Raw genomic sequence first — 24,268 nt, 5'->3', positions numbered from 1 at the left:
TGCTGACTCCGATCGGCTAGTGGGCCGGTACCGTCAGAGCAATGTAAACAATGGTCGGATTGTGTGAGGATCCTATCCGTCTCGGCATACGAAAAGGGGGCGGAGCGCATGGATCGTTACCATGCGCCCCACCCCCCTCAGGGGTGACGCGTTACGCCGGGACGCTCGCGACGCCCGGGGCCAGGAACTTCTTGCCGTTCACGCGCTCGGAGACACCCTCGCGGTCCAGGTACGGCGTGATGCCGCCCAGGTGGAAGGGCCAGCCCGCACCGGTGATCAGGCAGAGGTCGATGTCCTGGGCCTCGGCGACGACGCCCTCGTCGAGCATCAGCCCGATCTCCTGCGCCACCGCGTCGAGCACACGGTCGCGCACCTGCTCCTCGGTCAGCACGGAGTCGCCCTGCTTGAGCAGCGCGGCGACCTCGGGGTCCAGCTCCGGCTTCCCGGAGTCGTAGACGTAGAAGCCGCGCTTGCCCGCCTGGACGACGGCCGCGAGGTTCGGGGAGACCGTGAAGCGGTCCGGGAAGGCCCGGTTGAGGGTCTCGGAGACGTGCAGGCCGATCGCGGGGCCGACCAGCTCCAGGAGCACCAGCGGGGACATCGGCAGACCGAGCGGCTCGACGGCCTTCTCGGCGACCTCGACCGGGGTGCCCTCGTCGATGATGTTCTGGATCTCGCCCATGAAGCGGGTGAGGATGCGGTTCACGACGAACGCCGGGGCGTCCTTGACCAGTACCGCGGTCTTCTTCAGCTTCTTGGCGACGGCGAACGCCGTGGCCAGGGAGGCGTCGTCGGTCGCCTCGCCCCGGACGATCTCCAGCAGCGGCAGGATCGCGACCGGGTTGAAGAAGTGGAAGCCCACGACCCGCTCGGGGTTCTTCAGCTTCGACGCCATCTCGGTGACCGACAGCGAGGAGGTGTTGGTGGCGAGGATCGCGTGCGCCGGGGCGACCGCCTCGACCTCCGCGAACACCGTCTGCTTGACGCCGATCTCCTCGAACACGGCCTCGATGATGAAGTCCGCGTCGGAGAAGCCCTCCGCCTTGTCCAGCACACCGGTGACCAGCGCCTTGAGGCGGTTGGCCTTGTCCTGGTTGATACGGCCCTTGCCGAGCAGCTTGTCGATCTCGGCGTGGACGTAGCCCACACCCTTGTCGACGCGCTCCTGGTCGATGTCGGTCAGCACGACCGGCACCTCCAGGCGGCGCAGGAACAGCAGCGCGAGCTGCGAGGCCATCAGACCGGCGCCGACGACACCGACCTTGGTGACCGGTCGGGCCAGGTTCTTGTCCGGGGCGCCCGCGGGGCGCTTGCCGCGCTTCTGCACCAGGTTGAACGCGTAGATGCCGGAGCGCAGTTCGCCACCCATGATCAGGTCGGCGAGCGCCTTGTCCTCGGCGTCGTAGCCCTGCTGGAGGTCGCCGTTCTTGGCGGCGGCGATGATGTCCAGGGCGCGGTAGGCGGCCGGAGCGGCCCCGTGCACCTTGGAGTCCGCGATGAAACGGCCCTTGGCGACGGCCTGGTCCCAGGCCTCACCGCGGTCGATCACCGGGCGCTCGACCTCGACGTCGCCCTTGAGCACCTGGGCGGTCCAGACGAGCGACTGCTCCAGGAAGTCGGCGCCCTCGAAGAGGGCGTCGGCGATGCCGAGGTCGAAGACCTGCCGGCCCTTGAGCTGCTTGTTCTGGTTGAGGCTGTTCTCGATGATCACCGAGACGGCCTTGTCGGCGCCGATCAGGTTCGGCAGCAGCGTGCAGCCGCCCCAGCCCGGGACGAGACCGAGGAAGACCTCGGGCAGCGAGAAGGCCGGCAGCGCCTTCGACACGGTCCGGTAGGAGCAGTGCAGGCCGACCTCGACGCCACCGCCCATCGCCGCGCCGTTGTAGTACGCGAAGGTCGGGACCGCGATCCCGGCGAGGCGCTTGAAGACCTCGTGGCCGCCCTTGCCGATGGCGAGCGCGTCCTTGTGCTCCTTCAGCAGCTCGACGCCCTTGAGGTCGGCGCCGACGGCGAAGATGAACGGCTTGCCGGTGATGCCGACACCGACGATCTCGCCGGCCGCGGCCTCCTTCTCGACCTGGTCGATGGCGGTGTTCAGGTTCGCCAGCGACGCCGGGCCGAAGGTGGTCGGCTTGGTGTGGTCGAAGCCGTTGTCCAGCGTGATGAGCGCGAAGCGTCCGGCGCCGAAGGGAAGGTCGAGGTGGCGTACGTGCGCCGAGGTCACGACCTCGTCGGGGAACAGCTCGGCCGCGCCCTTGAGGAGTTCGGTGGTGCTCACTTGTCGCCTCCGGCGTCCTTGTGGTGCGGGTTCTCCCAGATCACGGTGGCGCCCATGCCGAAGCCGACGCACATGGTGGTGAGGCCGTAACGGACCTCCGGCTGCTCCTCGAACTGGCGGGCCAGCTGGGTCATCAGCCGGACGCCGGAGGAGGCGAGCGGGTGGCCGTAGGCGATGGCGCCGCCGTACTGGTTCACGCGGGCGTCGTCGTCGGCGATGCCGTAGTGCTCCAGGAAGGCGAGCACCTGGACGGCGAAGGCCTCGTTGATCTCGAAGAGGTTGATGTCCTCGATCGACAGACCGGCCTTGGCGAGGGCCTTCTCGGTGGCCGGGATCGGGCCGTAGCCCATGACCTCCGGCTCGACGCCCGCGAAGGCGTAGGAGACCAGGCGCATCTTCACCGGCAGGTTGTGCTCGCGGGCGAAGTCCTCGCTCGCGATGATCGAGGCAGTGGCGCCGTCGTTCAGACCGGCCGCGTTACCGGCGGTGACCCGGCCGTGCACACGGAACGGGGTCTTCAGACCGGCCAGGTTCTCCAGGGTGGTCCCCGGGCGCATCGGCTCGTCGGCGGTGACCAGGCCCCAGCCCGTCTCACCGGCCTCCGCGTTCGTACGGCGGACCGAGATCGGCACCAGGTCGGCCTGGATCTTGCCGTTGGCGTAGGCCTTGGCGGCCTTCTCCTGCGAGCGCACGGCGTACTCGTCGGCGCGCTGCTTGGTGATCGTCGGGTAGCGGTCGTGCAGGTTCTCGGCGGTCATGCCCATGAACAGGGCGGACTCGTCGACCAGCTTCTCGCTCACGAACCGCGGGTTCGGGTCCACGCCCTCGCCCATGGGGTGGCGGCCCATGTGCTCGACACCACCGGCGATGACGGCGTCGTAGGCACCGAAGGCGATGGAGCCGGCCGTGGTGGTGACGGCGGTCAGGGCGCCGGCGCACATGCGGTCGATCGAGTAGCCGGGCACCGACTGCGGCAGCCCGGCGAGGATGCCGGCCGTGCGGCCGAGGGTCAGGCCCTGGTCGCCGATCTGCGTGGTCGCGGCGATGGCGACCTCGTCGATCTGCTTCGGGTCGAGACCGGGGTTGCGGCGCAGCAGCTCCCGGATCGCCTTCACGACAAGGTCGTCGGCGCGGGTCTCGTGGTAGATGCCCTTCGGGCCCGCCTTGCCGAACGGGGTGCGGACGCCGTCTACGAAGACGACGTCCCTGACGGTACGAGGCACGATGGCTCTCCTCCAGATGCGGGATGGCACTGCTGCACTGCGCAAGCGCTGAGCGCGCGCTCAGGTCCATGCTACTTATGAGTAACGTGGCTGCCCAGCCCTGGAAGGTGGAGCGGCGAACATCACATACGAACGCCGGGACGAGCATCACCCTCAGGGGCGCGGGGCGGTGTCGATCTGCGGCTGCCGCCGCGTGGGCGCGACCAGCCACCACGGACCCGCAGCCACCAGCGGTCCTCACGGGGACGGCGGTGCCGTGGACCCCCGAGGCGTCAGCACGGGCGTCGGCACCGGATGCGACCCCGGCCCCTCCCCGGTGATCACCCCGAACAGCGTCCGGGCCGCGTCCGCCCCGAAACCGTGCACGTCATGGCTCATCGCGGACAGGGTCGGATGCGTCAGCCGGCACAGCTGGGAGTCGTCCCAGGCCAGCAGCGAGACATCGGCGGGCACCCGCAGCCCCATCTCCGCGGCCACCGAGAGCCCGGCCACCGCCATGATGTCGTTGTCGTACACGATCGCCGTCGGCCGGTCGTCCGGCGGAGCCGTCAGCAGCGACCGGGTCGCCCGGGCCCCCGCCTCCCCCGAGTAGTCGGTCGTCACCTGCCAGGCACCGGCCAGCGCCAGCGCCCGCGCCGCCTCGTCGAAGGCGGTACCCCGCGCCACCGTGTGCCCGAGCGCCGCCGCGCCCCCCACCCGGGCGATCCGCCGGTGCCCCAGCGCCGCGAGATACCGCACGGCCTCCGTGACGGCCGTGGCGTCGTCCGTCCACACCGAGGTGAGGCCCCCGGTGAGCGAGGGATGCCCGACGGCGACGACCGGCATCCCGAGCCGCTCGACCGAGGCGGCCCGGGGATCGTCCTGACGGAAGTCGACCAGGATCGCGCCTCCGATCTGCCGCCCCCGCCACCAGGCCTCGTGCAGCCCGACCTCCTCCTCCACGGACCGCGTGAGCCGCAGCAGCAGCGAGCAGGAGTGCTCGATCAGGACGCTCTCCACGCCCGAGATGAACTCCATGTAGAACGGTTCCAGGCCCAGCAGCCGGGCCGGCCGGCAGATCGTCAGCCCGACCACGTCCACCCGCGACCCGGCAAGCGTCCGCGCCGTGAGGTTCGGCGCCCAGCCCAGCTCCCGCGCGGCCTGGAAGATCCGCTCCCGGGTCGCCTCGGACAGCCCCGGCTTGTGGTTGAAGGCGAGGGACACCGCCCCCTTGGACACACCGGCGCGCGCGGCCACGTCCTTGATGGTGACGCGGGAGGCCGGCTGGGCTGTCATCGGTGGGGCTCCATGCAGAACAGTGCGGAACGGACGGCGTCCGGGCCCGGAGTCTTCCAGCCGCTGACCCCGATGGTCACCTCTTCCCCGGGCAGCAGGGTCACCAGCCCCCGGTCGGCCCGTGCGTCCGCGTCCAGCCGGTCGGCCTGGAGCAGCAGATCCCGTACGAGGGTGCGGGCCGTCACCGTCACGGCCCCCGGCGCCACCGAGACGTCGAACTCGGGCCGCGGATACGGGATGTCACGGTCGGGCGCGGGAAAGCGCACGGCCCGCAGCCCGTCGGCGTCCGCCACCAGGAGCTCCTTGGCCCCCACCGGCTCCAGCTCCCGCGCCACCGCCACCTCGGCGACGGCCCGCCGCCCGGCCCGGAACTCCACGACCGCCTCGCCGATCACCGCCCCCTCGACCGACATCCGCCGCAGCCGCACGGCACCCGCCCACTCCTCGGCCGCCTGGTTGACCACGGCCAGCGTCCGCGCCCGCAAGGTCAGCAGCCGGTCCGCGTACACCCGCCGCAGCTCGTGGTAGAGCGGCTTCTCCCGCCCGTCCCCGTCGAGCGCCGCCCACGAGGTCACCGGCCAGCAGTCGTTGAGCTGCCATACGACCGTCCCCGCGCACCGGGGCCAGTGCGACCGCCAGTGCTCGATACCGGCGGCCACCGCCCGCGCCTGATTGACCTGGGTGAGGTAGTGCCAGCGGTCGAAGTCCCCCTCGGGGAAGGCGAAATGGCGCTCAAGACCGCGCCGCAGCTTGCCGTTGCCGTCGTCCGCCTTCTGGTGGTGCAGCATGCCGGGGGAGTCGGCCGCGAGCGCCTCGCCGGGCAGCGCGCGCCGCAGGGTGGCGTACGCGGGCGGGGCCTGCCAGCCGAACTCGGCCACGAACCGCGGCACGCTCGCCCGGTACTCCGCGTAGTCCTCCCGGTTCCACACCTCCCAGGAGTGGTGCGTGCCGTGCGCCGGATCGTTCGGATGGTGCTCCCACGACCCGGACCAGGGACTGCCCGCCGTGTACGGCCGCGTCGGGTCCAACTCGGCCACCACCCGCGGCAGTACGCCCAGGTAGTACCCCTCGCCCCAGGAGTCCCCGGCCAGCCGCGGTTCCCAGCCCCAGTCCCGGAACCCCCACAGGTTCTCGTTGTTGCCGTTCCACAGCACGAGCGAGGGGTGCGGCATCAGCCGTACGACGTTCTCGCGGGCCTCCGCCTCCACCTCGCCCCGCAGCGGCCGTTCCTCCGGGTAGGCCGCGCAGGCGAAGGGGAAGTCCTGCCAGACCAGGAGCCCCAGGTCGTCGCAGGCGTCGTAGAAGTCCTCGCTCTCGTAGATCCCGCCGCCCCAGACGCGCACCAGGTCCACACCGGCGTCGGCCGCCTGCCGCAGCCGCTCCCGGTACCGCGCCCGCGTGATCCGGGAGGGGAAGGGGTCGTCCGGGATCCAGTTCACGCCCCGCGCGAAGAGCCGCTCGCCGTTGACCACGAGGGTGAACCCGGAGCCGTGCTCGTCGTCCCGACGGTCCAGCTCGACGGTCCTGAAGCCGATCCGCCGACGCCACACGTCCAGCTCCCGGCCGCCGTCGAGGAGCGTCAACTCGACGTCGTAGAGCGGCTGTTCACCGTATCCGCGCGGCCACCACAGCCGTGGCCGGGGTACCTCAAGGCGTACGACCCCCGCCGTCCCGTCGATCTCCGCGCGCGCCCGCACACCGCCCACGGATGCCTCGACCACGAGCGGCGCCTCGACCCTGGTCCGCTCGATGTCGACGGCCAACTCCACCCGCCCCAGGCCTTCTTCGACGGTCACGACCGGCCGTACCCGGGCGATCCGGGCCGTGGACCAGCGCTCCAGCCGCACCGGACGCCACATCCCGGCCGTCACCAGGGTCGGCCCCCAGTCCCAGCCGAAGGAGCAGGCCATCTTGCGCAGGTACTGATACGGCTCGGCATAGGCCGCGGGCCGCTCACCGACCTTTCCGCGGACGGCCTCGGCCTCGGCGTAGGCGGAGACGAACCGCACCGACAGTCGCCCGCCCAGGCCGGTGACGTCGAAGCGGTGGGAGCGGAACATGTTCCTCGTCCGCCCGAGGACCCGGCCGTCCAGCAGGATCTCGGCCACCGTGTCCAGGCCGTCGAAGACGAGGTCGACCTGCTCGTGCCCGTTCGTCGCGGGCAGTTCCGTCTCGTACGTCCAGTCCCGGCGCCCCACCCAGGCCACCTCGGTCTCGTTCCGCCCGAGGAAGGGGTCCGGGATCGCTCCCGCCGCCAGCAGATCGGTGTGCACACAGCCCGGCACCGCGGCCGGGAGCGCGTCCCCCTCGTGCCGCAGGGTCCAGCCCTCGGTGAGCGGTGTGGCCTGAAGCATCCGCACTCCCTAAACCGATCCATCCCAGTGCCGGGAAACAGCTTGGCATCGTTGGCGAGATAGGGACTTTACCGGTTAAGAAAACGTTGTCAGAGTTCGGAACCAGCCAACCCCGCAAGTGCTCGTCCGTCCCTGAGAACGGAGCTGATGCACATGAACCGCCGTCACATCCTCGCCATGGTCGTGGGAACGGCACTGCTGGTCCCCGCCTGCACCGGCACCGGAGGCTCGTCCAAGGGCGCCGACGCCGAGGCGCCCACCGACCCGTCGAAGGTCTCCGGCACCATCAAGGTCCTCACCGTGCGGACCGACCTGATCCAGGACGGCACGCTGAAGCGCTACGCCGCCGAGTTCGGCAAGACCTACCCGAAGGTCAAGGTGGAGTTCGAGGGGCTCACCGACTACGAGGCCGAAGTCAAGATCCGCATGAACACCAAGAACTACGGTGACGTCCTGCTGATCCCCGCGGTCATCAAGAAGGCCGACTACCCGAGGTTCTTCGCCTCACTGGGCACGCAGGAGGAGCGCGGCGAGAAGTACCGGTTCACCGACTACACCACGGTCGACGGCAAGGTCTACGGGCAGAGCCCGAACGGGGTGAGTCCCGGGTTCATCTACAACAAGCGGATCTGGAAGGAGGCCGGGATCACCGAATGGCCCACCACCCCGGCCGAGTTCCTCGCCGGTCTCAAGGCCATCAAGGCCAGGACCGACGCGATCCCGTACTACACCAACTTCGCGGCCGGCTGGACGCTCAGCGGCTGGACGTCCGTCAACGGCTCGGTCCACTGCGACCCGAAGGCGACGGACAAGCTCGCCGAGGGCGACCCGTGGGCGAAGGGCGCCGACCTGCGCGTCGGTGACACCCTCCTCCACGACATGGTGAAGGCGGACCTGATCGAGAAGGACCCGACCACCAGCAACTGGGAGGAGTCCAAGCCCCGGACGGCGAAGGGCGAGATCGCCACCCAGTGGCTCGGCACCTGGGCGATCGTGCAGTTCCGGGACGCGGCTAAGAAGGCCGGCGTCAACCCGGACGACATCGGCTTCATGCCGTTCCCGGCCCAGGCCGACGGCAGGTTCTGCTCGGTCATCGGTCCCGACTACAACCAGGGCATCAACGTCCACTCCCCGCACAAGGCGGCGGCCCGCGCCTGGATCGACTGGTTCACCGACAAGTCCACCTACGCGCAGGACAACCTGGCCATCTCCCCGCTCAAGAGCGCCCCGCTGCCGGAGGTGATGAAGCCGTACGAGGAGGCGGGCGTGAAGTTCATCGAGGTGGACGACGCCAAGGGCGCCCAGGTCAAGAACATCGACAACCAGTCGGAGGTCGGTATCTACGCCCCCGAGTACCGGCAGAACCTGGTCGACCTGGCCCGCGGGGCCCGCAAGGGCAGCCTCGACTCCTTCTTCGCCGACCTCAGCAAGCGGTGGACCGAGGCACAGCGGACCGCGGGGTCCTGATGACGGACACCACCGAGAAGGCGGCGGTGAAGACCGCCGCGGGGGCGGCATCCACCGCCCCCTCCCCGGCCCCCGCCCCACGGGGGACGCGCGTGTGGCGGGGCGTCACCCCCTGGCTGTTCCTGATCGCCCCGCTCGCGCTGCTGATCACCTTCACCTACGCGCCGGTCGCCAACATGCTCGCGTACAGCCTCACCGACTGGGACGGCGTCAGCCCCGAGCTGCGCTACATCGGCGCCGAGAACTACGCGGAGATCTTCACCCGCGAGGACCTCTTCCGGGTCTTCTTCGTCAGCGGCTACTACCTCGCCGCCTCCGCGGTGCAGATCGTCGCCGCGCTCTACTTCGCGACGATCCTGAGCTTCAACGTCCGCTTCCGGAACTTCTTCAAGGGCGTGCTCTTCTTCCCGTACCTGATCAACGGGGTGGCGATCGGCTTCGTCTTCCTCTACTTCTTCCAGGACGGCGGCACCCTCGACTCGGTGCTGAACCTGTTCGGCGTGGAGACGGAGCACGCCTGGCTCGGCACCCCGGTCTCGGCCAACACCTCGCTCGCCGGCGTCTCGGTCTGGCGCTACCTGGGCCTGAACTTCGTGCTGTTCCTCGGCGCGATCCAGTCGATCCCGGGGGAGCTGTACGAGGCGGCCGAGCTGGACGGCGCCAACCGCTGGCACCAGTTCCGGTACATCATCGCGCCCGGCATCAAGCCGGTGCTGACCCTGACGGTGATCCTCTCGATCTCCGGCTCGCTGTCGGTCTTCGAGGTGCCGTACATCATGACCGGCGGGGCGACCGGCACCGAGACCTTCGTGATCCAGACGGTGAACCTGGCCTTCCGCTTCGGCAAGACGGGACTGGCCTCCGCGGCCGCCGTGGTGCTCCTCCTGATCATCCTCCTGGTGACCTGGATCCAGCGGCGCCTGGTTCCCGACGACAAGGTGGACCTCGTATGACCCGGCGGACCGTGGCCCGCACCCTCGTGTACCTGTCGCTGATCGCCGCGACCGTGGTGGTCCTGCTCCCGCTCCTCGTCGTCCTGCTGACCTCGCTCAAGTCGGAGAAGGAGATGGCGGATGCGAGCGGCGCGCTGTCGCTCCCCGACAACCTGCTCAACTTCCACAACTACGTCGCGGCGTTCCGGGACGGCGAGATGCTCTCCGCGTTCGCGAACACGGCGATCATCCTGCTGGTCTCCGTCGGCGGCACGGTCCTGATCGGCTCGATGACGGCGTACGCCATCGACCGCTTCACCTTCCGCCTCAGGAAGCTGGTCGTCGCCCTCTTCCTGATCGCCGCGCTGGTCCCCGGCGTGACCACCCAGGTGGCGACCTTCCAGATCGTCAACAGCTTCGGCATGTTCGACAGCCTCTGGGCGCCGATCGCGCTCTACATGGGCACGGACATCGTCTCGATCTACATCTTCCTGCAGTTCGTCCGGTCCATCCCGGTCTCCCTGGACGAGTCCGCGCGCCTGGACGGGGCCAACGCCTTCACGATCTACCGGAAGATCATCTTTCCCCTGCTCAAACCCGCGATCGCCACCGTCGTGATCGTGAAGGGCATCACCGTCTACAACGACTTCTACATCCCCTTCCTCTACATGCCCTCCGAAGATCTTGGCGTGATCTCGACGTCCCTGTTCCGCTTCCGCGGCCCCTACGCGGCCCACTGGGAGGTCATCTCGGCAGGAGCGATCCTGGTGATCCTGCCGACACTGGTCGTCTTCCTGTCCCTGCAGCGCTTCATCTACAACGGCTTCATGAGAGGAGCGACGAGGTGACGAGCGCCCCGGGAAGTACGCCCGCGGCGCCTAGGCGGACAACGCGGCCACCAGCACCGGAGTCACCTGTTCGACCTGCCAGGGCCGGGCGCCGAAGCCCGCCAGCGCCTCGCCCACGGACTCCGCGCCGACAACGTTGGGCGGCTCCCAGCAGACGCGCCGCACGGTGTCCGGCGTGATCAGGTTCTCCTGGGGCATGTTCAGCTGCTCGGCCAGCGCGGAGACCGCGGCCCGCGCGGCGGAGAGCCGAGCCGCGGCGGCGGGGTCCTTGTCGGCCCAGGCACGCGGCGGGGGCGGCCCGGTGACGGGCTGCCCCGGCTGCGGCAACTGCGCCTCGGGGAGGGCCTTGGCCCGGTCCACGGCGGACTGCCACTGCTCCAGCTGCCGCCGCCCCATCCGGTGCCCGAAGCCGTTCAGACCGGCGAGGGCGTGCACGTTCACCGGAAGGGACAGCGCGGCCTCCACGATCGCCGCGTCGGACAGCACCTTGCCCGGCGACACGTCCCGCCGCTGGGCGATCCGGTCCCGTGCCTCCCACAGCTCCCGCACGACGGCCAGCTGCCGGCGTCGGCGCACCTTGTGCATCCCGGAGGTGCGACGCCAGGGGTCCTTGCGCGGCTCGGCGGGCGGCGCGGCCGCGATCGCCGCGAACTCCTGCTGCGCCCACTCCAGCTTGCCCTGCCGGTCCAGCTCCTTCTCCAGCGCGTCCCGCAGGTCGACGAGGAGTTCCACGTCCAGCGCGGCATAGCGCAGCCAGGGCTCGGGCAGCGGCCGGGTCGACCAGTCGACGGCGGAGTGCCCCTTCTCCAGGACGAAGCCCAGGACACCTTCGACCATGGCGCCGAGGCCGACCCGCGGGAACCCGGCGAGCCGCCCGGCCAGCTCGGTGTCGAACAGCCGCGTCGGCACCATGCCTATCTCACGGAGACAGGGCAGATCCTGGGTGGCGGCGTGCAGGACCCACTCCACGCCGGAGAGCGCCTCGCCCAGAGCGGACAGGTCGGGACAGGCCACGGGGTCGATCAGTGCGCTGCCCGCGCCCTCGCGGCGCAGCTGCACGAGATAGGCGCGCTGGCCGTAGCGGTAGCCGGAGGCCCGCTCGGCGTCGACGGCGACGGGGCCGGAACCGGCCGCGAACGCGGCGATCACCTCGGCGAGCGAGTCCTCGTCGGCGATCACCGGAGGAATGCCCTCGCGGGGCTCCAGCAAAGGGATCGGCGCCTCCGTAACAGAAGATCCGCCGTCGTCCGGAGGAGCGCCTCCGGTGGTTCGCAGTGAAACGTCTGCTGCGGTCTCTTGGGCGTCGGTCACATGTCAAGGGTATCCGTGTATGGACAGCGCCTGCCGACGGAACGTTCCGTCGGCAGGCGCCTGAGGGTCGTAAACCAGTCAGCTCGGTGAAAGATCCGGTTCACGACGGGTGGATGCGTGGACGAAGATCAGCGGCCGATCCGGTTCACGTCGGTGAAGTGAGCGGGTCAGTGGATGATGCCGGTGCGCAGGGCGACGGCGACCATGCCGGCACGGTCACCCGTGCCGAGCTTGCGGGCGATGCGGGCGAGGTGGCTCTTGACGGTGAGGGCGGACAGACCCATCGAGACGCCGATCGCCTTGTTGGACTGGCCCTCGGCGACCAGGCGCAGCACCTCGACCTCACGGCCGGAGAGCTCTCGGTAGCCGCCCGGGTGGCTCGGGGCACCCGGGGGGCGGCGGTGCATACGGGCGGCGGCGGCTCCGATGGGGGCGGCGCCCGGTCGGGTGGGGAGCCCGAGGTTGGTCCGGGTGCCGGTGACGACGTAGCCCTTGACCCCGCCCGCGAGGGCGTTGCGCACGGCACCGATGTCGTCGGCGGCGGACAGGGCCAGGCCGTTGGGCCAGCCCGCGGCGCGGGTCTCCGACAGGAGGGTGAGGCCGGAGCCGTCGGGCAGGTGGACGTCGGCGACACAGATGTCGCGGGGGTTGCCGATGCGGGGACGAGCCTCCGCGACGGACGAGGCCTCGATGACGTCGCGCACACCGAGCGCCCACAGGTGGCGGGTGACGGTGGAGCGGACGCGCGGGTCGGCCACGACCACCATGGCGGTCGGCTTGTTCGGGCGGTAGGCGACCAGGCTTGCGGGCTGCTCAAGAAGAACGGACACCAGGCCTCCTGGGGTGGGACGGCTTTCCAAGGTCACAGTCGTCTTCGGCACCAAACCCCTGGGCCTTTAGAGAAAGATCACGATTTAGTGAGTAACAATCCGTGCAATTCGGACGTGCGGTCGATCGTTCGGTGAACGGATCGGTTCGTTCGAGCGTCGGGGAGTGACTGAAAGTGGCCGTATCGACAAAGTGACCGTTCAGCGGGACTGCGGTCCGCGGCGCTGCGGCAGCGTGACCACCGAGGCGTCGCCGGGGCCGGCCGGGGGCAGGCCCGCGACCTGGGCGAGCAGATCGCACCAGGCGGTCAGATGGGCCGCCGTGTCCGGCACACCGCCCAGCCCCTCCCGGGGCGTCCAGGAGGCGCGGATCTCGATCTGGGACGCGGGCAGCCGTTCGGACAGACCACCGAAGTAGTGGGAGCTCGCCCGGGTGACCGTGCCGCTCGGCTCGCCGAACGCCAGCCCGCGCGCGCTCAGCGCACCGGTGAGCCAGGACCAGCAGACCTCGGGCAGCAGCGGATCGGTGGCCATCTCCGGCTCCAGCTCCGCGCGCACCAGCGTCACCAGGCGGAAGGAGCCCCGCCAGGCCTCGTGTCCGTCCGGGTCGTGCAGCAGCACCAGCCGCCCGTCGGCCAGGTCCTGGTCGCCGTCGACGACCGCGGCCTCCAGCGCGTACGCGTGCGGGGCGAGCCGCTGGGGCGCCCGCGTCGGCTCCACCTCGATCTGCGGGCGCAGCCGACTGGCGCGCAGTGCCTGGACCGCGGCCTCGAACGCCGGCGGCGCCGTACTGCCCGCATTCCGGTCTCCCTCCTTCTCGTCGTCCATTCCGCCAGCGCCGTCCGACAGTCGTCCCTGAGCCGCAGCCATGCGGGAAGATTAAGGGGAACCGGGGCCCGGCGCTGGCCTGACACCCCGGACCCGGTGTCCCTGTGGGCCGTGCCGGACGGGCTGGAGGACGCCGGCCGGCGTCGTGCAAGACTTGGCCCGTGAGCGCCAACGAGACCCCCACGGGCAAGCCGCCGACAGCCACGTACGACTCCGCCTTCCTCAAGGCATGCAGGCGCGAGCCCGTGCCGCACACCCCGGTCTGGTTCATGCGGCAGGCCGGGCGCTCGCTGCCGGAGTACCGCAAGGTGCGCGAGGGCATCCCCATGCTGGAGTCCTGCATGCGGCCCGAGCTGGTCACCGAGATCACGCTCCAGCCGGTCCGCCGGCACGACGTGGACGCGGCGATCTACTTCAGCGACATCGTGGTCCCGCTCAAGGCCATCGGCATCGACCTCGACATCAAGCCCGGCGTCGGCCCGGTCGTCGAGCGTCCGATCCGCACCCGCGCCGACCTGGCCCAGCTGCGTGACCTCACCCCCGAGGACGTCTCGTACGTCACCGAGGCGATCGGTCTGCTCACCCGCGAGCTCGGCCCGACCCCGCTCATCGGCTTCGCCGGGGCCCCTTTCACCCTCGCGAGCTACCTCGTCGAGGGCGGCCCGTCCCGCACGTACGAGAACGCCAAGGCGATGATGTACGGCGACCCCGAGCTCTGGGCCGACCTGCTCGACCGCCTCGCGGACATCACGGCCGCGTTCCTGAAGGTGCAGATCGAGGCGGGCGCCTCCGCCGTCCAGCTCTTCGACTCCTGGGCCGGAGCGCTCTCCCCGGCCGACTACCGCACCTCGGTGATGCCGGCCTCCGTCAAGGTCTTCGACGCCGTCGCCGGCTACGGCGTCCCGCGCATCCACTTCGGCGTCGGCACCGGCGAACTGCTCGGGCTCATGGGCGAGGCCGGCGCCGATGTCGTCGGCGTCGACTGGCGCGTCCCGCTCGACGAGGCCGTCCGCCGTGTCGGCCCCGGCAAGGCGCTCCAGGGCAACCTGGACCCGACCGTCCTGTTCGCCGGCCAGGACGCCGTCGAGACCAAGGCCCGCGAGGTCCTCGACTCCGCCGCCGGCCTGGAGGGCCACGTCTTCAACCTCGGCCACGGCGTCATGCCGTCCACCGACCCGGACGCGCTGACCCGGCTCGTGGAGTACGTCCACACCCGGACCGCTCGATAGGCAGCGCTCACCACGTGTGCCGGGGCCGGGCCCGCCTGCCGAACAGCAGGCCGCGCGGCTCCGGCGGCGGGGGTGTGCCCGGCTTGAGCGGCCAGGCGATCGCCATGCCGACGACGAAACCGACGATGTGCGCCGCGTACGCCACGGTGCCCGCGTCGGAGACGCCCTCGCCGGAGGAGTACACCGCCTGGAGCACGAACCAGAAGCCCAGGACCATCCAGGCGGGCAGCCGCAGCGGCAGGAAGATCAGGAACGGGACGAGCACCCAGATCCTGGCCTTCGGATACAGCACCAGATAGGCGCCCAGGACCCCGGCGATCGCCCCCGAGGCGCCGATCAGCGGGTCCGACGAGTCGGCGTTCAGCAGCGCGAAGCCGTACGAGGCCGCGTAGCCGCAGACGACGTAGAAGAGCAGGAACCGCACATGGCCCATGCGGTCCTCGATGTTGTTGCCGAAGATCAGAAGGAACAGCATGTTGCCCAGCAGGTGCAGCCAGCCGCCGTGCAGGAACATCGCCGTGAACACGGACAGCTCGGGGGACTTGTCGTAGCCCGGCGGGGCCACCACGCAGCCGGCGTTCCCCTGCGGGCTCAGGCCGACCTCGCCCGTGGGCACCAGGCGAGGCATCCGATGGTGGATCAGCTCCTGCGGGACCGCCGCGTAGTGGTCCAGGAACTCCTGGAGACGGCAGAGCCGGGTGAGGCTGCCGCCGCCCGTCACGGAGTCGGCGAGGCCGGGCATGGACAGGAAGACCAGGACGTTCGCGGCGATGAGCGCGTACGTCACCCACGGGGTACGGCGGACCGGGTTCACGTCATGGACGGGGATGACCACAAGGGAATAGTGCCCCGGATGCGTGCGGCAAATCGGTGAACAACGGCACGCGCGTGTGCGTATGACTCCACAACCACCCGCGTCACGGGGAAGGCGGGTCGCGGGGACTACGTGAGGAAACAGGCGATGAACGACCGGATCACTCCTCCGATGCACGCCCTGCCGGACGGCGAGGCCGAGATCGCGCTGGTGTTGCGACTGCCCTGGGAGGACGTGGCGCGGCTGGGCCAGGAGGCGGGGCGGCTCGCCGCGCAGATGCAGCGGCCGGTGACGCTGGACGAGGCGGTGAGCCATCGGCTGCGGTCGGCCCGGTCGGCGGCGCATGCGAAGCCGGCGGGGGAGCAGCCGGCTGCCGCCGCCATGCCGCCGAGTTCGAGTGCGTCGGTGTCTTCGTTGCCGTCCCGGCCGCCGGCGGATCAGGCTCGGCAGGCGATTGAGCGGATCAACGGTTCGGCGTAGCGCCGTAGGGGTGTGGGTGCGTTGCCGGGTGCGCCATTCGTTGTGGCTGGTCGCGCAGTTCCCCGCGCCCCTAAGGGTGTTGCTGTACCGCCTTTGATGCCTTTCTGGCTGCTACCAGTACCGGGTCCCATACCGGGGAGAAGGGCGGGGCGTAGCCCAGGTCCAGGGATGTCATCTGGTCGACCGTCATGCGTGCTGTGAGGGCGACCGCGGCGATGTCGACCCTCTTGCCCGCGCCCTCGCGGCCGACGATCTGGACGCCGAGGAGTCGGCCGGTGCGGCGCTCGGCGAGCATTTTGACCGTCATGGGGGAGGCGCCGGGGTAGTAGCCGGCGCGGCTGGTGGACTCGATGGTGACGGACTCGAACTGGAGGCCGGCGCGGCGGGCGTCCTTCTCGCGGAGGCCGGTGCGGGCGATCTCCAGGTCGCAGACCTTGCTGACGGCGGTGCCGACGACACCGGGGAAGGTGGCGTAGCCGCCGCCGGCGTCGGTGCCGATGACCTGCCCGTGCTTGTTGGCGTGGGTACCGAGGGCGATGTGGCGCTCCTGGCCGGAGACCAGGTCGAGGACCTCGACGCAGTCGCCGCCCGCCCAGATGTTCTCGTGCCCGCGCACCCGCATGGCGAGGTCGGTCAGCAGCCCGCCGTGGGCGCCGAGCGGCAGGCCGGCGGCCCGCGCGAGGGCGGTCTCGGGGCGGACGCCGATGCCGAGCACGACGACGTCCGCCGGGTACTCGGCGTCGTCGGTCACCACGGCCCGCGCCCGGCCGTCGTCCCCGGTGAGGATCTTGGTCACCTCGGCGTCGTTGACCATGGTGATGCCCAGGCCCTCCATGGCCTCGTGCACCAGGCGGCCCATGTCCGGATCCAGGGTCGACATCGGCTCCCGGCCGCGGTTGACGACCGTCACCTCGTAACCGCGGTTGATCAGCGCCTCGGCCATCTCGACGCCGATGTAGCCCGCGCCGACCACCACCGCGCGACGGCCACGCGTGCGTGCCAGCGTGTCCAGCAGCGCCTGGCCGTCGTCGAGGGTCTGCACCCCGTGCACACCGGGCGCGTCCGCACCCGGCATGTCCGGCCGGATCGGACGGGCGCCGGTCGCGATCACGAGTTTGTCGTACGACGTCCAGGACTCGTCGCCGGAGTCGACGTCCCGCGCGCGTACCCGCTGTCCCTCGACGTCGATCTCCGTGACCTCGGTGCGCATGCGCAGATCGATCCCGCGGGCCCGGTGCTCCTCGGGCGTGCGGGCGATCAGACTGTCCCGCTCGGCGACGTCGCCGCCCACCCAGTACGGGATGCCGCACGCCGAGAAGGAGGCGAAGTGGCCCCGCTCGAACGCCACGATCTCCAGTTCGCCGGGGCCCTTCATCCGGCGGGCCTGCGACGCCGCGGACATGCCCGCGGCGTCGCCGCCGATCACGACCAGACGCTCCGGCACGGCCAGACACTCCGACCCACGCTTCGCACCGCTCATGTTCATGCGAACACGCTACGTGGGCAGGGTGTTTCCCACCGGTCCGATGTCCGGTCCTGATCAGTTCTCCTCGTCGCCCTCCTGCTGCTGGGAGCGGGCGGGCTCCGGGGCCGGGCGGGCCACCGGCAGCGGGCCCAGCGCGGTGGACGCGCCCGCGGGGGCCGGGCGGCGCGGCAGGCGGGGCCTGAGCAGGCGCAGCCACACCAGCAGGAGCAGGGCCAGCACGGCGGCGAAGGGCAGGACCGCCGCGAGCACCACGACGATCCAGCGCAGCATCGTCACGAACGCGTCCCAGCCGCCCGCGAGCGCGTCCACGATCCCGGGATCGTCGTCCTTCGCGACCGCCTCGTGCGCCGGTTCGTGCAGGGAGAGGGTGATGGTGGCCAGGGTCGTGCGGTCCTTCAGGGACTCCTGCCGGGCCAGCAGCGATTCCAACTCGGCCTGGCGGGAGCTCAGTTCGCCCTCCAGGGTCACCACGTCGCTGAGCCGGGTGGCCCGGTCCATCAGCTCGCGGATGCGGGTCACGCTCGCGCGCTGCGAGGTGATGCGGCTCTCCACGTCGACCACCTGGTCGCTCACGTCCTGCGCCTTGGCCGTGCGGTCGAGGAGCGTGCCGGTGCCCTCCAGGTCGGCGAGGACCTCGTCGTACTTGTCGACGGGCACCCGCAGCACCACCTCCGTCTGCTCGCCGCCCTCCTCGGCCCGGGTGGTGGTCTCGTTGCCGACGTAGCCGCCCGCGTTCTCGACGGTGGTACGGGCCTTGTCGAGGGCCGTGGGCACGTCCTCGACCCGCACGGTCAGGGAGGCGGTGCGGATGATGTGGCTCGCGGTGAGCCGGGGCGGCGCGGACGCCTTGGCGCCGCTCGCGCCGCTGTCGCTCGCCGCGGCACCGGCCTTTTCCCCGCCCTCCTGGACGGCCGCGTTGCCGCCGCCGTCGTCGCCGGACGTGGTGTCGGCGGCGCCACCGCCGCTGCAACCGGCCAGCGCCAGGGTCCCGGCCAGCAGGACTCCGGCCAGGGCCTGGACCGGTCGTACGGAAGATCGTGCGGAATGTCGTGCGGAACGTCGTGCGCGCATGTGGGCGTACCCCCCGAGGGTCGTCGTGGCGACTGACGTTCCTTCGACGCCGGGACAGGCCCGGACGTTGGCCTTCGACGGTTCCATTGAGGTCACGGTCAGGACTCGTGAAGGACACCGGGGTGCCCGGGCGGTGTCAGTGGGGTCTGAGAAAGTGGGCACATGAGCGCAACAGGGGCAGGTCGCACAGGGGCAGGTCACGTCGTCGTCATCGGAGCCGGCATCGCGGGTCTGGCCGCGGCTCACCGGCTGGTGCGGAGCGGGGCGCGGGTGACCGTGCTGGAGGCCTCGGACCGCGTCGGAGGCAAGCTGCTGCCCGGCGAGATCGCCGGCGCGCGGGTCGACCTCGGTGCCGAGTCGATGCTCGCCCGCCGCCCCGAGGCCGTCGCCCTCGCCCGCGAGGTCGGCCTCACCGACCGCCTCCAGCCCCCGGCCACCGCGAGCGCCTCCCTGTGGAACCGCGGCACCCTGCGCCCCATGCCCAAGGGCCATGTGATGGGCGTCCCCGGCACCGCGTCCGCGCTGGCCGGCGTGGTCTCCGACGAGGGCCTGGCCCGTATCGAACGCGACGCCGAACTGCCCCACACCGAGGTCGGCGAGGACGTGGCGGTCGGCGAGTTCGTGGCGGCGCGCCTCGGCCGCGAGGTCGTCGACCGCCTGGTGGAACCGCTGCTGGGCGGGGTGTACGCGGGCGACGCCTACCGCATCTCGATGCGCCTGGCGGTCCCGCAGCTCTACCAGGCCGCCCGCACCCACACCTCCCTCCTGGAGGCGGTCCGCGAGCTCCAGGCGAAGGCCGCCGCCAACCAGCAGACCGGGCCGGTGTTCATGGGCATCGAGGGCGGAGTGGGCACCCTCCCGCTCGCGGTCGCCGAGGCGGTGCGCGCGGGCGGCGGCGAGATCGTGACCGGCGCCCCGGTGACGGAGCTGCGCCGCGAGGCGGCCGCCGGGTGGCGGGTCGTCGCCGGGGACCGCGTCCTGGCGGCCGACGCCGTGATCGTCGCCGCCCCCGCCCCCGTCGCCGCCGGGCTGCTGCGCGCCGAGGCGCCCGAGGCCGCCGCCGAACTCACCGCCGTCGAGTACGCCTCGATGGCCCTGATCACCCTCGCCTACCGCCGCGCCGACGTCACGCTCCCCGAGGGCAGCGGCTTCCTCGTCCCGCCCGTCGACGGCCACACCATCAAGGCCTCCACCTTCGCCTCCCAGAAGTGGGGCTGGATCGCCGACGAGAACCCCGATCTGCTCGTCCTGCGCACCTCCGTCGGCCGGCACGGCGAGACCGAGATCCTCCAGCGCGAGGACACCGACCTCGTCGACGTCTCCCGGCACGACCTGCGCGCGGCCACCGGCCTGGACGCCACCCCCGTCGAGACCCGCGTCACCCGCTGGACCGACGGCCTGCCCCAGTACCCCGTCGGCCACCACGCGCGCGTGGCCCGCGTCCGCGACCACGTCGGCAAGCTCCCCGGCCTGGCCGTGTGCGGCGCGGTCTACGACGGCGTCGGCATCCCCGCCTGCATCGCGAGCGCCTACGCGGCGGTCGACCAGATCCGGGGCGACCTGCGCGCCGTGGAGGAGCTCACGGCCAACCCGGTGCAGAGCCTGCACGGCGGAGCGGGAGAATAGGGACCATGAGCGACAACGCCCCCACCACCGAGTCCGGCAGGGTCCCGAACAAGGGCAAGCTGGCCAAGGACCTCAACGACGTCATCCGCTACACCCTCTGGTCCGTCTTCAAGCTGAAGGACGTGCTCCCCGAGGACCGCGCGGGCCACGCCGACGAGGTCCAGGAGCTGTTCGACCAGCTCGCCGCCAAGGACGTGACGATCCGCGGCACCTACGACGTGTCCGGTCTGCGCGCCGACGCCGACGTCATGATCTGGTGGCACGCCGAGACCAGCGACCAGCTCCAGGAGGCGTACAACCTCTTCCGCCGCACGAAGCTGGGCCGCGCCCTGGAGCCGGTCTGGTCGAACATGGCGCTGCACCGCCCCGCCGAGTTCAACCGCTCGCACATCCCGGCCTTCCTCGCCGACGAGACGCCCCGCGACTACATCAGCGTCTACCCCTTCGTGCGCTCCTACGACTGGTACCTCCTCCCCGACGAGGACCGCCGCCGCATGCTCGCCGACCACGGCAAGATGGCCCGCGGCTACCCCGACGTGCGCGCCAACACCGTCGCCTCCTTCTCCCTCGGCGACTACGAGTGGATCCTCGCCTTCGAGGCGAACGACCTCCACCGCATCGTCGACCTCATGCGCCACCTCCGCGCCTCCGAGGCCCGCATGCACGTCCGCGAGGAGGTCCCGTTCTACACGGGCCGCAGGAAGTCGGTGGCAGATTTGATCGCCGGGCTGGCGTAGCGCCCCCTAAGGGGCGCGGGGCTGTGTCGATCTGCGGCTACCGCCGCGTGGTCGCGACCAGCCACAACGGACGCGCACCCGGCACACAGCCTCACCCGGCAGGGCGCGGCTCCGGATGCGGCGCGCAGGACTCACGCCGCACCGGAAGCCGCCCTTCCAGCAAATACGCCTCGACATGGCCGTTGACGCACGGATTAGGCCCCCCGGCGATCCCATGGGTACCGGCATCCCGCTCGGTCACCAACACCGCCCCCGCCAACCGCCGCTGCAACTCCAACGCCCCCTGATACGGCGTAGCAGCATCCCGCTCGGCGGCCAGAATCAGAACAGGCGGCAACTCCCCGAAGCCCGCCCGCACATCAACCACCTGCTGACGCGGCGCGAGCCAATACGCGCAGGGCAGGTTCATCCACACGTTGTCCCACGTCTCGAACGGCGCCACCCGCGCCAGCCGCGTGTTGTCCCGGTCCCACACCTCCCACTCCGTGGGCCAGGGCGCGTCGTTGCACTCGACGGCCGTGTAGACGGCGTTGGCGTTCTCCGCCTCGGCCGCCGCCTCCGGATGCGGCCCGGCCTGCTGGATCAGCGGCTCGGGGTCGCCCTTCAGATAAGCCGACAGGGCGTGCGCGCGATGCGGCCAGTAGTCGTCGTAGTACCCGGCGGACAGGAACGCGCCCTGCAACTGCCCCGGCCCGACCTTCCCGCCCGCGGGCTTCCGGGCCAGCCGCGCCGCCGCCCTGTCGTAGCTGCGCTGCACCTGCTCGGCGGTGGCGCCCAGCCCGTACACGTCGTCGTGCCGCGCGACCCACTCCCGGAAGTCCGCCCAGCGGCCCTCGAACGCGGCCGACTGGTCGAGGTTGTTGCGGTACCAGATCTGCTCGGGGTCCGGGTTCACCGCCGAGTCGAAGACCATCCGCCGTACGTGTGAGGGGAAGAGGGTGGCGTACAGCGCCCCGAGATACGTGCCGTACGACGCTCCCATGAACGTCAGCCTCTGCTCGCCCAGGGCGGCGCGCAGTACGTCGAGGTCGCGGGCGTTGTTGAGGGAGGTGTAGTGGCGCAGCGCGTCACCCGCCCGCTCGGCACAGCCGCGTGCGTACGCCTTGGCCCGGGCGATGCGCTTCTTCTTGTACGCCTCGGAGGGGTGCGTCGGTGCCTGCGAGGGCGCGGTGAAGAAGGTCTTGGGGTCCTTGCAGGACAGCGGCGCGGAACGGCCGACCCCGCGCGGGGCGTAGCCGACGAGGTCGTAGGCCGCCGCCAGCCGCTTCCACTCGGGGAGCGCGCCGATCAGCGGGAAGAACATGCCGGAGGCGCCGGGCCCGCCCGGGTTGAAGACGAGGGCGCCCTGCCGCGGCACCCGGCGCTTGCTGTTGCCGGGGTCCCGGTGGGTGGCCCGCACCCGGCTGACGGTCAGCCGGATCTGCTTGCCGTCGGGGCGCGCGTAGTCGAGCGGGACGGAGACCGTGCCGCACCGGACGGTGCCGGGCAGGTCCTCCGCCTTGGGGCAGGCGCCGAAGTCCAGGCCCTCGGCGCGGGCGCGGGCGGCCGCCACGGCGGTGCCGTGCAGTTCGGCCGCGCCCGGGACGGCCGGGGCGCCCTGTGCCGGGGCCGCGGTGAGCGTGGCCAGGAGCAAGGACCCGGCGGCCGAGTAGAGGGCGGGGGCTCTCATCGCGTATCCCTTCGGTGCACGGCAGCAACAAAAGGGATGTTTCGTTCGGCCGCGGGTGAAGGCAAGCACCGCCTCGCCCGAGGTGGGCTCAATGCCTCCGTGCGCCCCCGGCGGGCGTCACAGCCGCCAGTGCTGCGGCTCGCGGTGGGCGAGGGCCGCGCGCAGGTCCGGTTCGCCGACCGCGCGGATGCCGTGCACGGCCACCGAGGTGAGGTAGGTGCGGTCGTCCGCCGCGGAGTACCGGGCCAGGGAGCCCAGGAGCCGCTGTCCGGCGGGGGAGGCCCAGCGGGCGTACGGGTGGACCTCGATGCGCGCTATGGCCAGGCAGCTGAGCGTGAGGGCGAAGGGGAGCCCGAACCAGAGCGCGACCAAGCCGCGCGGCATGTCCGGCGGGGCCGGTGTCAGCAGTGCGAGCGCGCCGAGGAGGACGACGGCCACCGCGGCCAGCCGCACCTGGCGCACCCCGGCGCTGACATCGGCACGGGCGTCGTCGGGGACGGCGAGCCCCGCGTCGACCAGCCGGTCGGCGATGCCGCTCACCGCGTCCGCGGCGGCGGTGGCCTCCCGGACCGGGGCGATGCGGCACTGCCCCTCCGGTCCGATGGCGCCGATCACCGAGCGCTCCACGTCGTCCCGCCCGCGCGGATCGACGACGGTCGCCCAGCCGGTGTGGGCGAGCAGCAGCCGTCGCTGACGGGCCATGGAGACCAGGGTGAGGTCGGCGACCCGCGCGGGACCGCCCGACAGGAACGCGGCCTCGTACAGCGTCAGAGCATGTGCCCGGCCCGCGGTCGCGGACTCCGCGGCCGCCGCGCGTACGGCGGCCAGGCACAGGCGCGTGCACGCCGTACCGGCGGCCGCCCAGGCCAGTAGCAGGAGAAGGACCCATAACATGGGATTTTTCTATGCGACCCGGTCGGGCGGCGCCATGCCCTGGTCATAATCCGGGACGGAGCGTTGCCGGTATGTGACGTTCCGGTGGGTGCCGGGACTCAGGAGGTCTCGGGTGCCTGAGGGGGCGGGCTGGCGGCGGCGGGCGGGAGCGGATAACTCGCGGACGGCGACGGGTTCACCGGTGTCACCGGGTCCACCGGCGTCACAGGGACCGCCGGCCTGGGATCGGCCAGCGGGACGGGTGGGGGCGGTGAGGCGGTGAGCGGCGGTGTGTCCCCGATCGCCATGTCCCGGGCGAGCGCGTCGAAGTCGACGTAGCCGGTGGCCTCCAGGACCTTGATGTGGTCCAGCACGGTGGTGTTGGCGTCGTCGGCGAGGGCCCGGACGAGGGAGTTGCGGGTGCTCGCCCGGACCTCGGCGACGACCGAGAACACCTTGCCGTGCGCCAGCCGCAGGATGTTCGCGAACTGCCGGTCGTAGTCGACGCCCTGGGCGCCGTTCAGGACGTCGAGCCACTGTCTCTGCTGGTCGTTGGGCTCGTTGGGCAGCTCCAGGCCCAGCTTGGCCGCCACGTCCCGGACCCGTTCGTCCAGGAACAGGTGGCCCTCGATGAGGTGTTGGCCCGCCGTGCGGACGGCCGGTGTGGTGCCCTTCCGCTGCGCCTGCTGGCCGGCGGGCAGTTCCCACAGGCCGGCCAGCCGGACCTTCGTGACGAACTCCCGGTCCAGGGCCGACAGCGGGCCGTACTGTGTCGACACGGTCTGGGCGTTGAGCACGTCCACACCGGTGCCGGCTCGGTCGGCGTACGACCAGAGCGGGAAGACCAGGGCGAACAGGGTCGCCACGAGCCCGGCGATGATGAGCCCGGTGCCGGTGAAGATGCCCCTGCCTTTGACGGGGGGTCGCGGTCGCATGGTGC

The 24,268-nt window shown here is 71.3% G+C and carries 20 protein-coding genes; 7 read left to right on the top strand and 13 right to left on the bottom strand.

Features of this window, described 5'->3' with window-relative positions; genetic code table 11:
- Nucleotides 1-151: 151 nt before the first annotated feature.
- The 4 genes from K4B79_RS32810 to K4B79_RS32795 all read right to left on the bottom strand — a co-directional run bounded on the left by K4B79_RS32810 (nucleotide 152) and on the right by K4B79_RS32795 (nucleotide 7,130).
- Nucleotides 152-2,278, bottom strand: a complete 2,127-nt coding sequence (locus K4B79_RS32810) for a 3-hydroxyacyl-CoA dehydrogenase NAD-binding domain-containing protein (RefSeq protein WP_232030951.1) — start codon at nucleotides 2,276-2,278, stop codon at nucleotides 152-154.
- Nucleotides 2,275-3,501 (bottom strand): thiolase family protein, encoded by a 1,227-nt coding sequence (locus K4B79_RS32805; RefSeq protein WP_232030950.1) that lies wholly within the window; start codon nucleotides 3,499-3,501, stop codon nucleotides 2,275-2,277. The genes K4B79_RS32810 and K4B79_RS32805 overlap by 4 nt, the downstream gene beginning before the upstream one ends.
- 237 nt (nucleotides 3,502-3,738) lie before the next feature.
- Entirely contained in the window at nucleotides 3,739-4,776 is a 1,038-nt protein-coding gene (locus tag K4B79_RS32800) for a LacI family DNA-binding transcriptional regulator (protein WP_232030949.1), read from the bottom strand.
- On the bottom strand, nucleotides 4,773-7,130 hold the full coding sequence (locus tag K4B79_RS32795) for a glycoside hydrolase family 2 protein (protein ID WP_232030948.1): 2,358 nt from the start codon (nucleotides 7,128-7,130) through the stop codon (nucleotides 4,773-4,775). Before K4B79_RS32795 ends, K4B79_RS32800 begins: the two co-directional genes overlap by 4 nt.
- 153 nt (nucleotides 7,131-7,283) lie before the next feature.
- On the opposite strand from K4B79_RS32795, the gene K4B79_RS32790 reads away from it, so the two are divergent.
- From K4B79_RS32790 to K4B79_RS32780, 3 genes are read left to right on the top strand one after another with little or no spacing between them, the layout of a single operon-like run.
- On the top strand, nucleotides 7,284-8,597 hold the full coding sequence (locus K4B79_RS32790; RefSeq protein WP_232030947.1) for an ABC transporter substrate-binding protein: 1,314 nt from the start codon (nucleotides 7,284-7,286) through the stop codon (nucleotides 8,595-8,597).
- A complete protein-coding gene (locus tag K4B79_RS32785) occupies nucleotides 8,597-9,550 on the top strand; it encodes a carbohydrate ABC transporter permease (RefSeq protein WP_232030946.1) in 954 nt (317 codons plus the stop codon). Before K4B79_RS32790 ends, K4B79_RS32785 begins: the two co-directional genes overlap by 1 nt.
- Nucleotides 9,547-10,377, top strand: coding sequence for a carbohydrate ABC transporter permease (locus K4B79_RS32780; protein ID WP_232030945.1), 831 nt, complete (start codon nucleotides 9,547-9,549; stop codon nucleotides 10,375-10,377). The genes K4B79_RS32785 and K4B79_RS32780 overlap by 4 nt, the downstream gene beginning before the upstream one ends.
- A gap of 30 nt (nucleotides 10,378-10,407) precedes the next feature.
- Here K4B79_RS32780 and K4B79_RS32775 read toward each other — a convergent pair whose 3' ends face one another.
- From K4B79_RS32775 to K4B79_RS32765, 3 genes are all read right to left on the bottom strand, one after another.
- A complete protein-coding gene (locus K4B79_RS32775; RefSeq protein ID WP_232030944.1) occupies nucleotides 10,408-11,688 on the bottom strand; it encodes a ribonuclease D in 1,281 nt (426 codons plus the stop codon).
- A 167-nt stretch (nucleotides 11,689-11,855) separates the two neighbouring features.
- Nucleotides 11,856-12,518: a response regulator transcription factor gene (locus tag K4B79_RS32770; RefSeq protein ID WP_123992183.1), complete on the bottom strand. Its 663-nt coding sequence runs from the start codon at nucleotides 12,516-12,518 to the stop codon at nucleotides 11,856-11,858.
- 198 nt (nucleotides 12,519-12,716) lie between these two features.
- A complete protein-coding gene (locus K4B79_RS32765; RefSeq protein ID WP_232030943.1) occupies nucleotides 12,717-13,385 on the bottom strand; it encodes a DUF3000 domain-containing protein in 669 nt (222 codons plus the stop codon).
- A 119-nt stretch (nucleotides 13,386-13,504) separates the two neighbouring features.
- Here K4B79_RS32765 and hemE point away from each other — a divergent pair, with 119 nt between their 5' ends.
- Complete coding sequence (gene hemE / locus K4B79_RS32760; RefSeq protein ID WP_232030942.1) at nucleotides 13,505-14,572, top strand: uroporphyrinogen decarboxylase; 1,068 nt, start codon at nucleotides 13,505-13,507, stop codon at nucleotides 14,570-14,572.
- A gap of 7 nt (nucleotides 14,573-14,579) precedes the next feature.
- Here the strand turns inward: hemE and K4B79_RS32755 are convergent, their stop codons facing one another.
- Nucleotides 14,580-15,407 (bottom strand): rhomboid family intramembrane serine protease, encoded by an 828-nt coding sequence (locus K4B79_RS32755; protein ID WP_232030941.1) that lies wholly within the window; start codon nucleotides 15,405-15,407, stop codon nucleotides 14,580-14,582.
- 126 nt (nucleotides 15,408-15,533) lie between these two features.
- Here K4B79_RS32755 and K4B79_RS32750 point away from each other — a divergent pair, with 126 nt between their 5' ends.
- Nucleotides 15,534-15,866 (top strand): hypothetical protein, encoded by a 333-nt coding sequence (locus K4B79_RS32750; RefSeq protein WP_232030940.1) that lies wholly within the window; start codon nucleotides 15,534-15,536, stop codon nucleotides 15,864-15,866.
- A 70-nt stretch (nucleotides 15,867-15,936) separates the two neighbouring features.
- On the opposite strand, the gene K4B79_RS32745 is transcribed toward K4B79_RS32750, so the two are convergent.
- On the bottom strand, nucleotides 15,937-17,352 hold the full coding sequence (locus K4B79_RS32745; protein ID WP_232030939.1) for an FAD-dependent oxidoreductase: 1,416 nt from the start codon (nucleotides 17,350-17,352) through the stop codon (nucleotides 15,937-15,939).
- A gap of 54 nt (nucleotides 17,353-17,406) precedes the next feature.
- Entirely contained in the window at nucleotides 17,407-18,423 is a 1,017-nt protein-coding gene (locus tag K4B79_RS32740; RefSeq protein ID WP_232030938.1) for a DUF4349 domain-containing protein, read from the bottom strand.
- Nucleotides 18,424-18,585: 162 nt separating this feature from the next.
- Here K4B79_RS32740 and hemG point away from each other — a divergent pair, with 162 nt between their 5' ends.
- Nucleotides 18,586-20,049: a protoporphyrinogen oxidase gene (gene hemG / locus K4B79_RS32735; protein ID WP_232030937.1), complete on the top strand. Its 1,464-nt coding sequence runs from the start codon at nucleotides 18,586-18,588 to the stop codon at nucleotides 20,047-20,049.
- Nucleotides 20,050-20,054: 5 nt separating this feature from the next.
- Entirely contained in the window at nucleotides 20,055-20,786 is a 732-nt protein-coding gene (hemQ, locus tag K4B79_RS32730) for a hydrogen peroxide-dependent heme synthase (protein WP_232030936.1), read from the top strand.
- 91 nt (nucleotides 20,787-20,877) lie between these two features.
- Here the strand turns inward: hemQ and K4B79_RS32725 are convergent, their stop codons facing one another.
- The 3 genes from K4B79_RS32725 to K4B79_RS32715 form a co-directional block, all read right to left on the bottom strand.
- A complete protein-coding gene (locus tag K4B79_RS32725) occupies nucleotides 20,878-22,455 on the bottom strand; it encodes an alpha/beta hydrolase (protein ID WP_232030935.1) in 1,578 nt (525 codons plus the stop codon).
- 117 nt (nucleotides 22,456-22,572) lie between these two features.
- Nucleotides 22,573-23,349: a TIGR04222 domain-containing membrane protein gene (locus tag K4B79_RS32720; RefSeq protein ID WP_232030934.1), complete on the bottom strand. Its 777-nt coding sequence runs from the start codon at nucleotides 23,347-23,349 to the stop codon at nucleotides 22,573-22,575.
- Between the two features lie 98 nt (nucleotides 23,350-23,447).
- Complete coding sequence (locus K4B79_RS32715; RefSeq protein WP_232030933.1) at nucleotides 23,448-24,263, bottom strand: DUF4142 domain-containing protein; 816 nt, start codon at nucleotides 24,261-24,263, stop codon at nucleotides 23,448-23,450.
- Between the last annotated feature and the right edge of the window lie 5 nt (nucleotides 24,264-24,268).

The organism is Streptomyces lincolnensis (genome assembly GCF_021173675.1).
In the GTDB taxonomy this organism is placed as follows: domain Bacteria; phylum Actinomycetota; class Actinomycetes; order Streptomycetales; family Streptomycetaceae; genus Streptomyces; species Streptomyces lincolnensis_B.
Note: the sequence above shows the minus strand (reverse complement) of the source record. Positions and strands in the feature narration are given on the sequence as shown.

Excerpts from the sequence above, each read along its gene's own strand:
- K4B79_RS32800 (WP_232030949.1), bottom strand. The coding sequence starts at position 4,776 with ATGACAGCCCAGCCGGCCTCCCGCGTCACCATCAAGGACGTGGCCGCG.
- K4B79_RS32795 (WP_232030948.1), bottom strand. The coding sequence starts at position 7,130 with ATGCTTCAGGCCACACCGCTCACCGAGGGCTGGACCCTGCGGCACGAG.
- K4B79_RS32790 (WP_232030947.1), top strand. The coding sequence starts at position 7,284 with ATGAACCGCCGTCACATCCTCGCCATGGTCGTGGGAACGGCACTGCTG.
- K4B79_RS32785 (WP_232030946.1), top strand. The coding sequence starts at position 8,597 with ATGACGGACACCACCGAGAAGGCGGCGGTGAAGACCGCCGCGGGGGCG.
- K4B79_RS32780 (WP_232030945.1), top strand. The coding sequence starts at position 9,547 with ATGACCCGGCGGACCGTGGCCCGCACCCTCGTGTACCTGTCGCTGATC.
- K4B79_RS32765 (WP_232030943.1), bottom strand. The coding sequence starts at position 13,385 with ATGGCTGCGGCTCAGGGACGACTGTCGGACGGCGCTGGCGGAATGGAC.
- K4B79_RS32750 (WP_232030940.1), top strand. The coding sequence starts at position 15,534 with ATGAACGACCGGATCACTCCTCCGATGCACGCCCTGCCGGACGGCGAG.
- K4B79_RS32745 (WP_232030939.1), bottom strand. The coding sequence starts at position 17,352 with ATGAACATGAGCGGTGCGAAGCGTGGGTCGGAGTGTCTGGCCGTGCCG.
- K4B79_RS32740 (WP_232030938.1), bottom strand. The coding sequence starts at position 18,423 with ATGCGCGCACGACGTTCCGCACGACATTCCGCACGATCTTCCGTACGA.
- hemG (WP_232030937.1), top strand. The coding sequence starts at position 18,586 with ATGAGCGCAACAGGGGCAGGTCGCACAGGGGCAGGTCACGTCGTCGTC.
- hemQ (WP_232030936.1), top strand. The coding sequence starts at position 20,055 with ATGAGCGACAACGCCCCCACCACCGAGTCCGGCAGGGTCCCGAACAAG.
- K4B79_RS32725 (WP_232030935.1), bottom strand. The coding sequence starts at position 22,455 with ATGAGAGCCCCCGCCCTCTACTCGGCCGCCGGGTCCTTGCTCCTGGCC.
- K4B79_RS32720 (WP_232030934.1), bottom strand. The coding sequence starts at position 23,349 with ATGTTATGGGTCCTTCTCCTGCTACTGGCCTGGGCGGCCGCCGGTACG.
- K4B79_RS32715 (WP_232030933.1), bottom strand. The coding sequence starts at position 24,263 with ATGCGACCGCGACCCCCCGTCAAAGGCAGGGGCATCTTCACCGGCACC.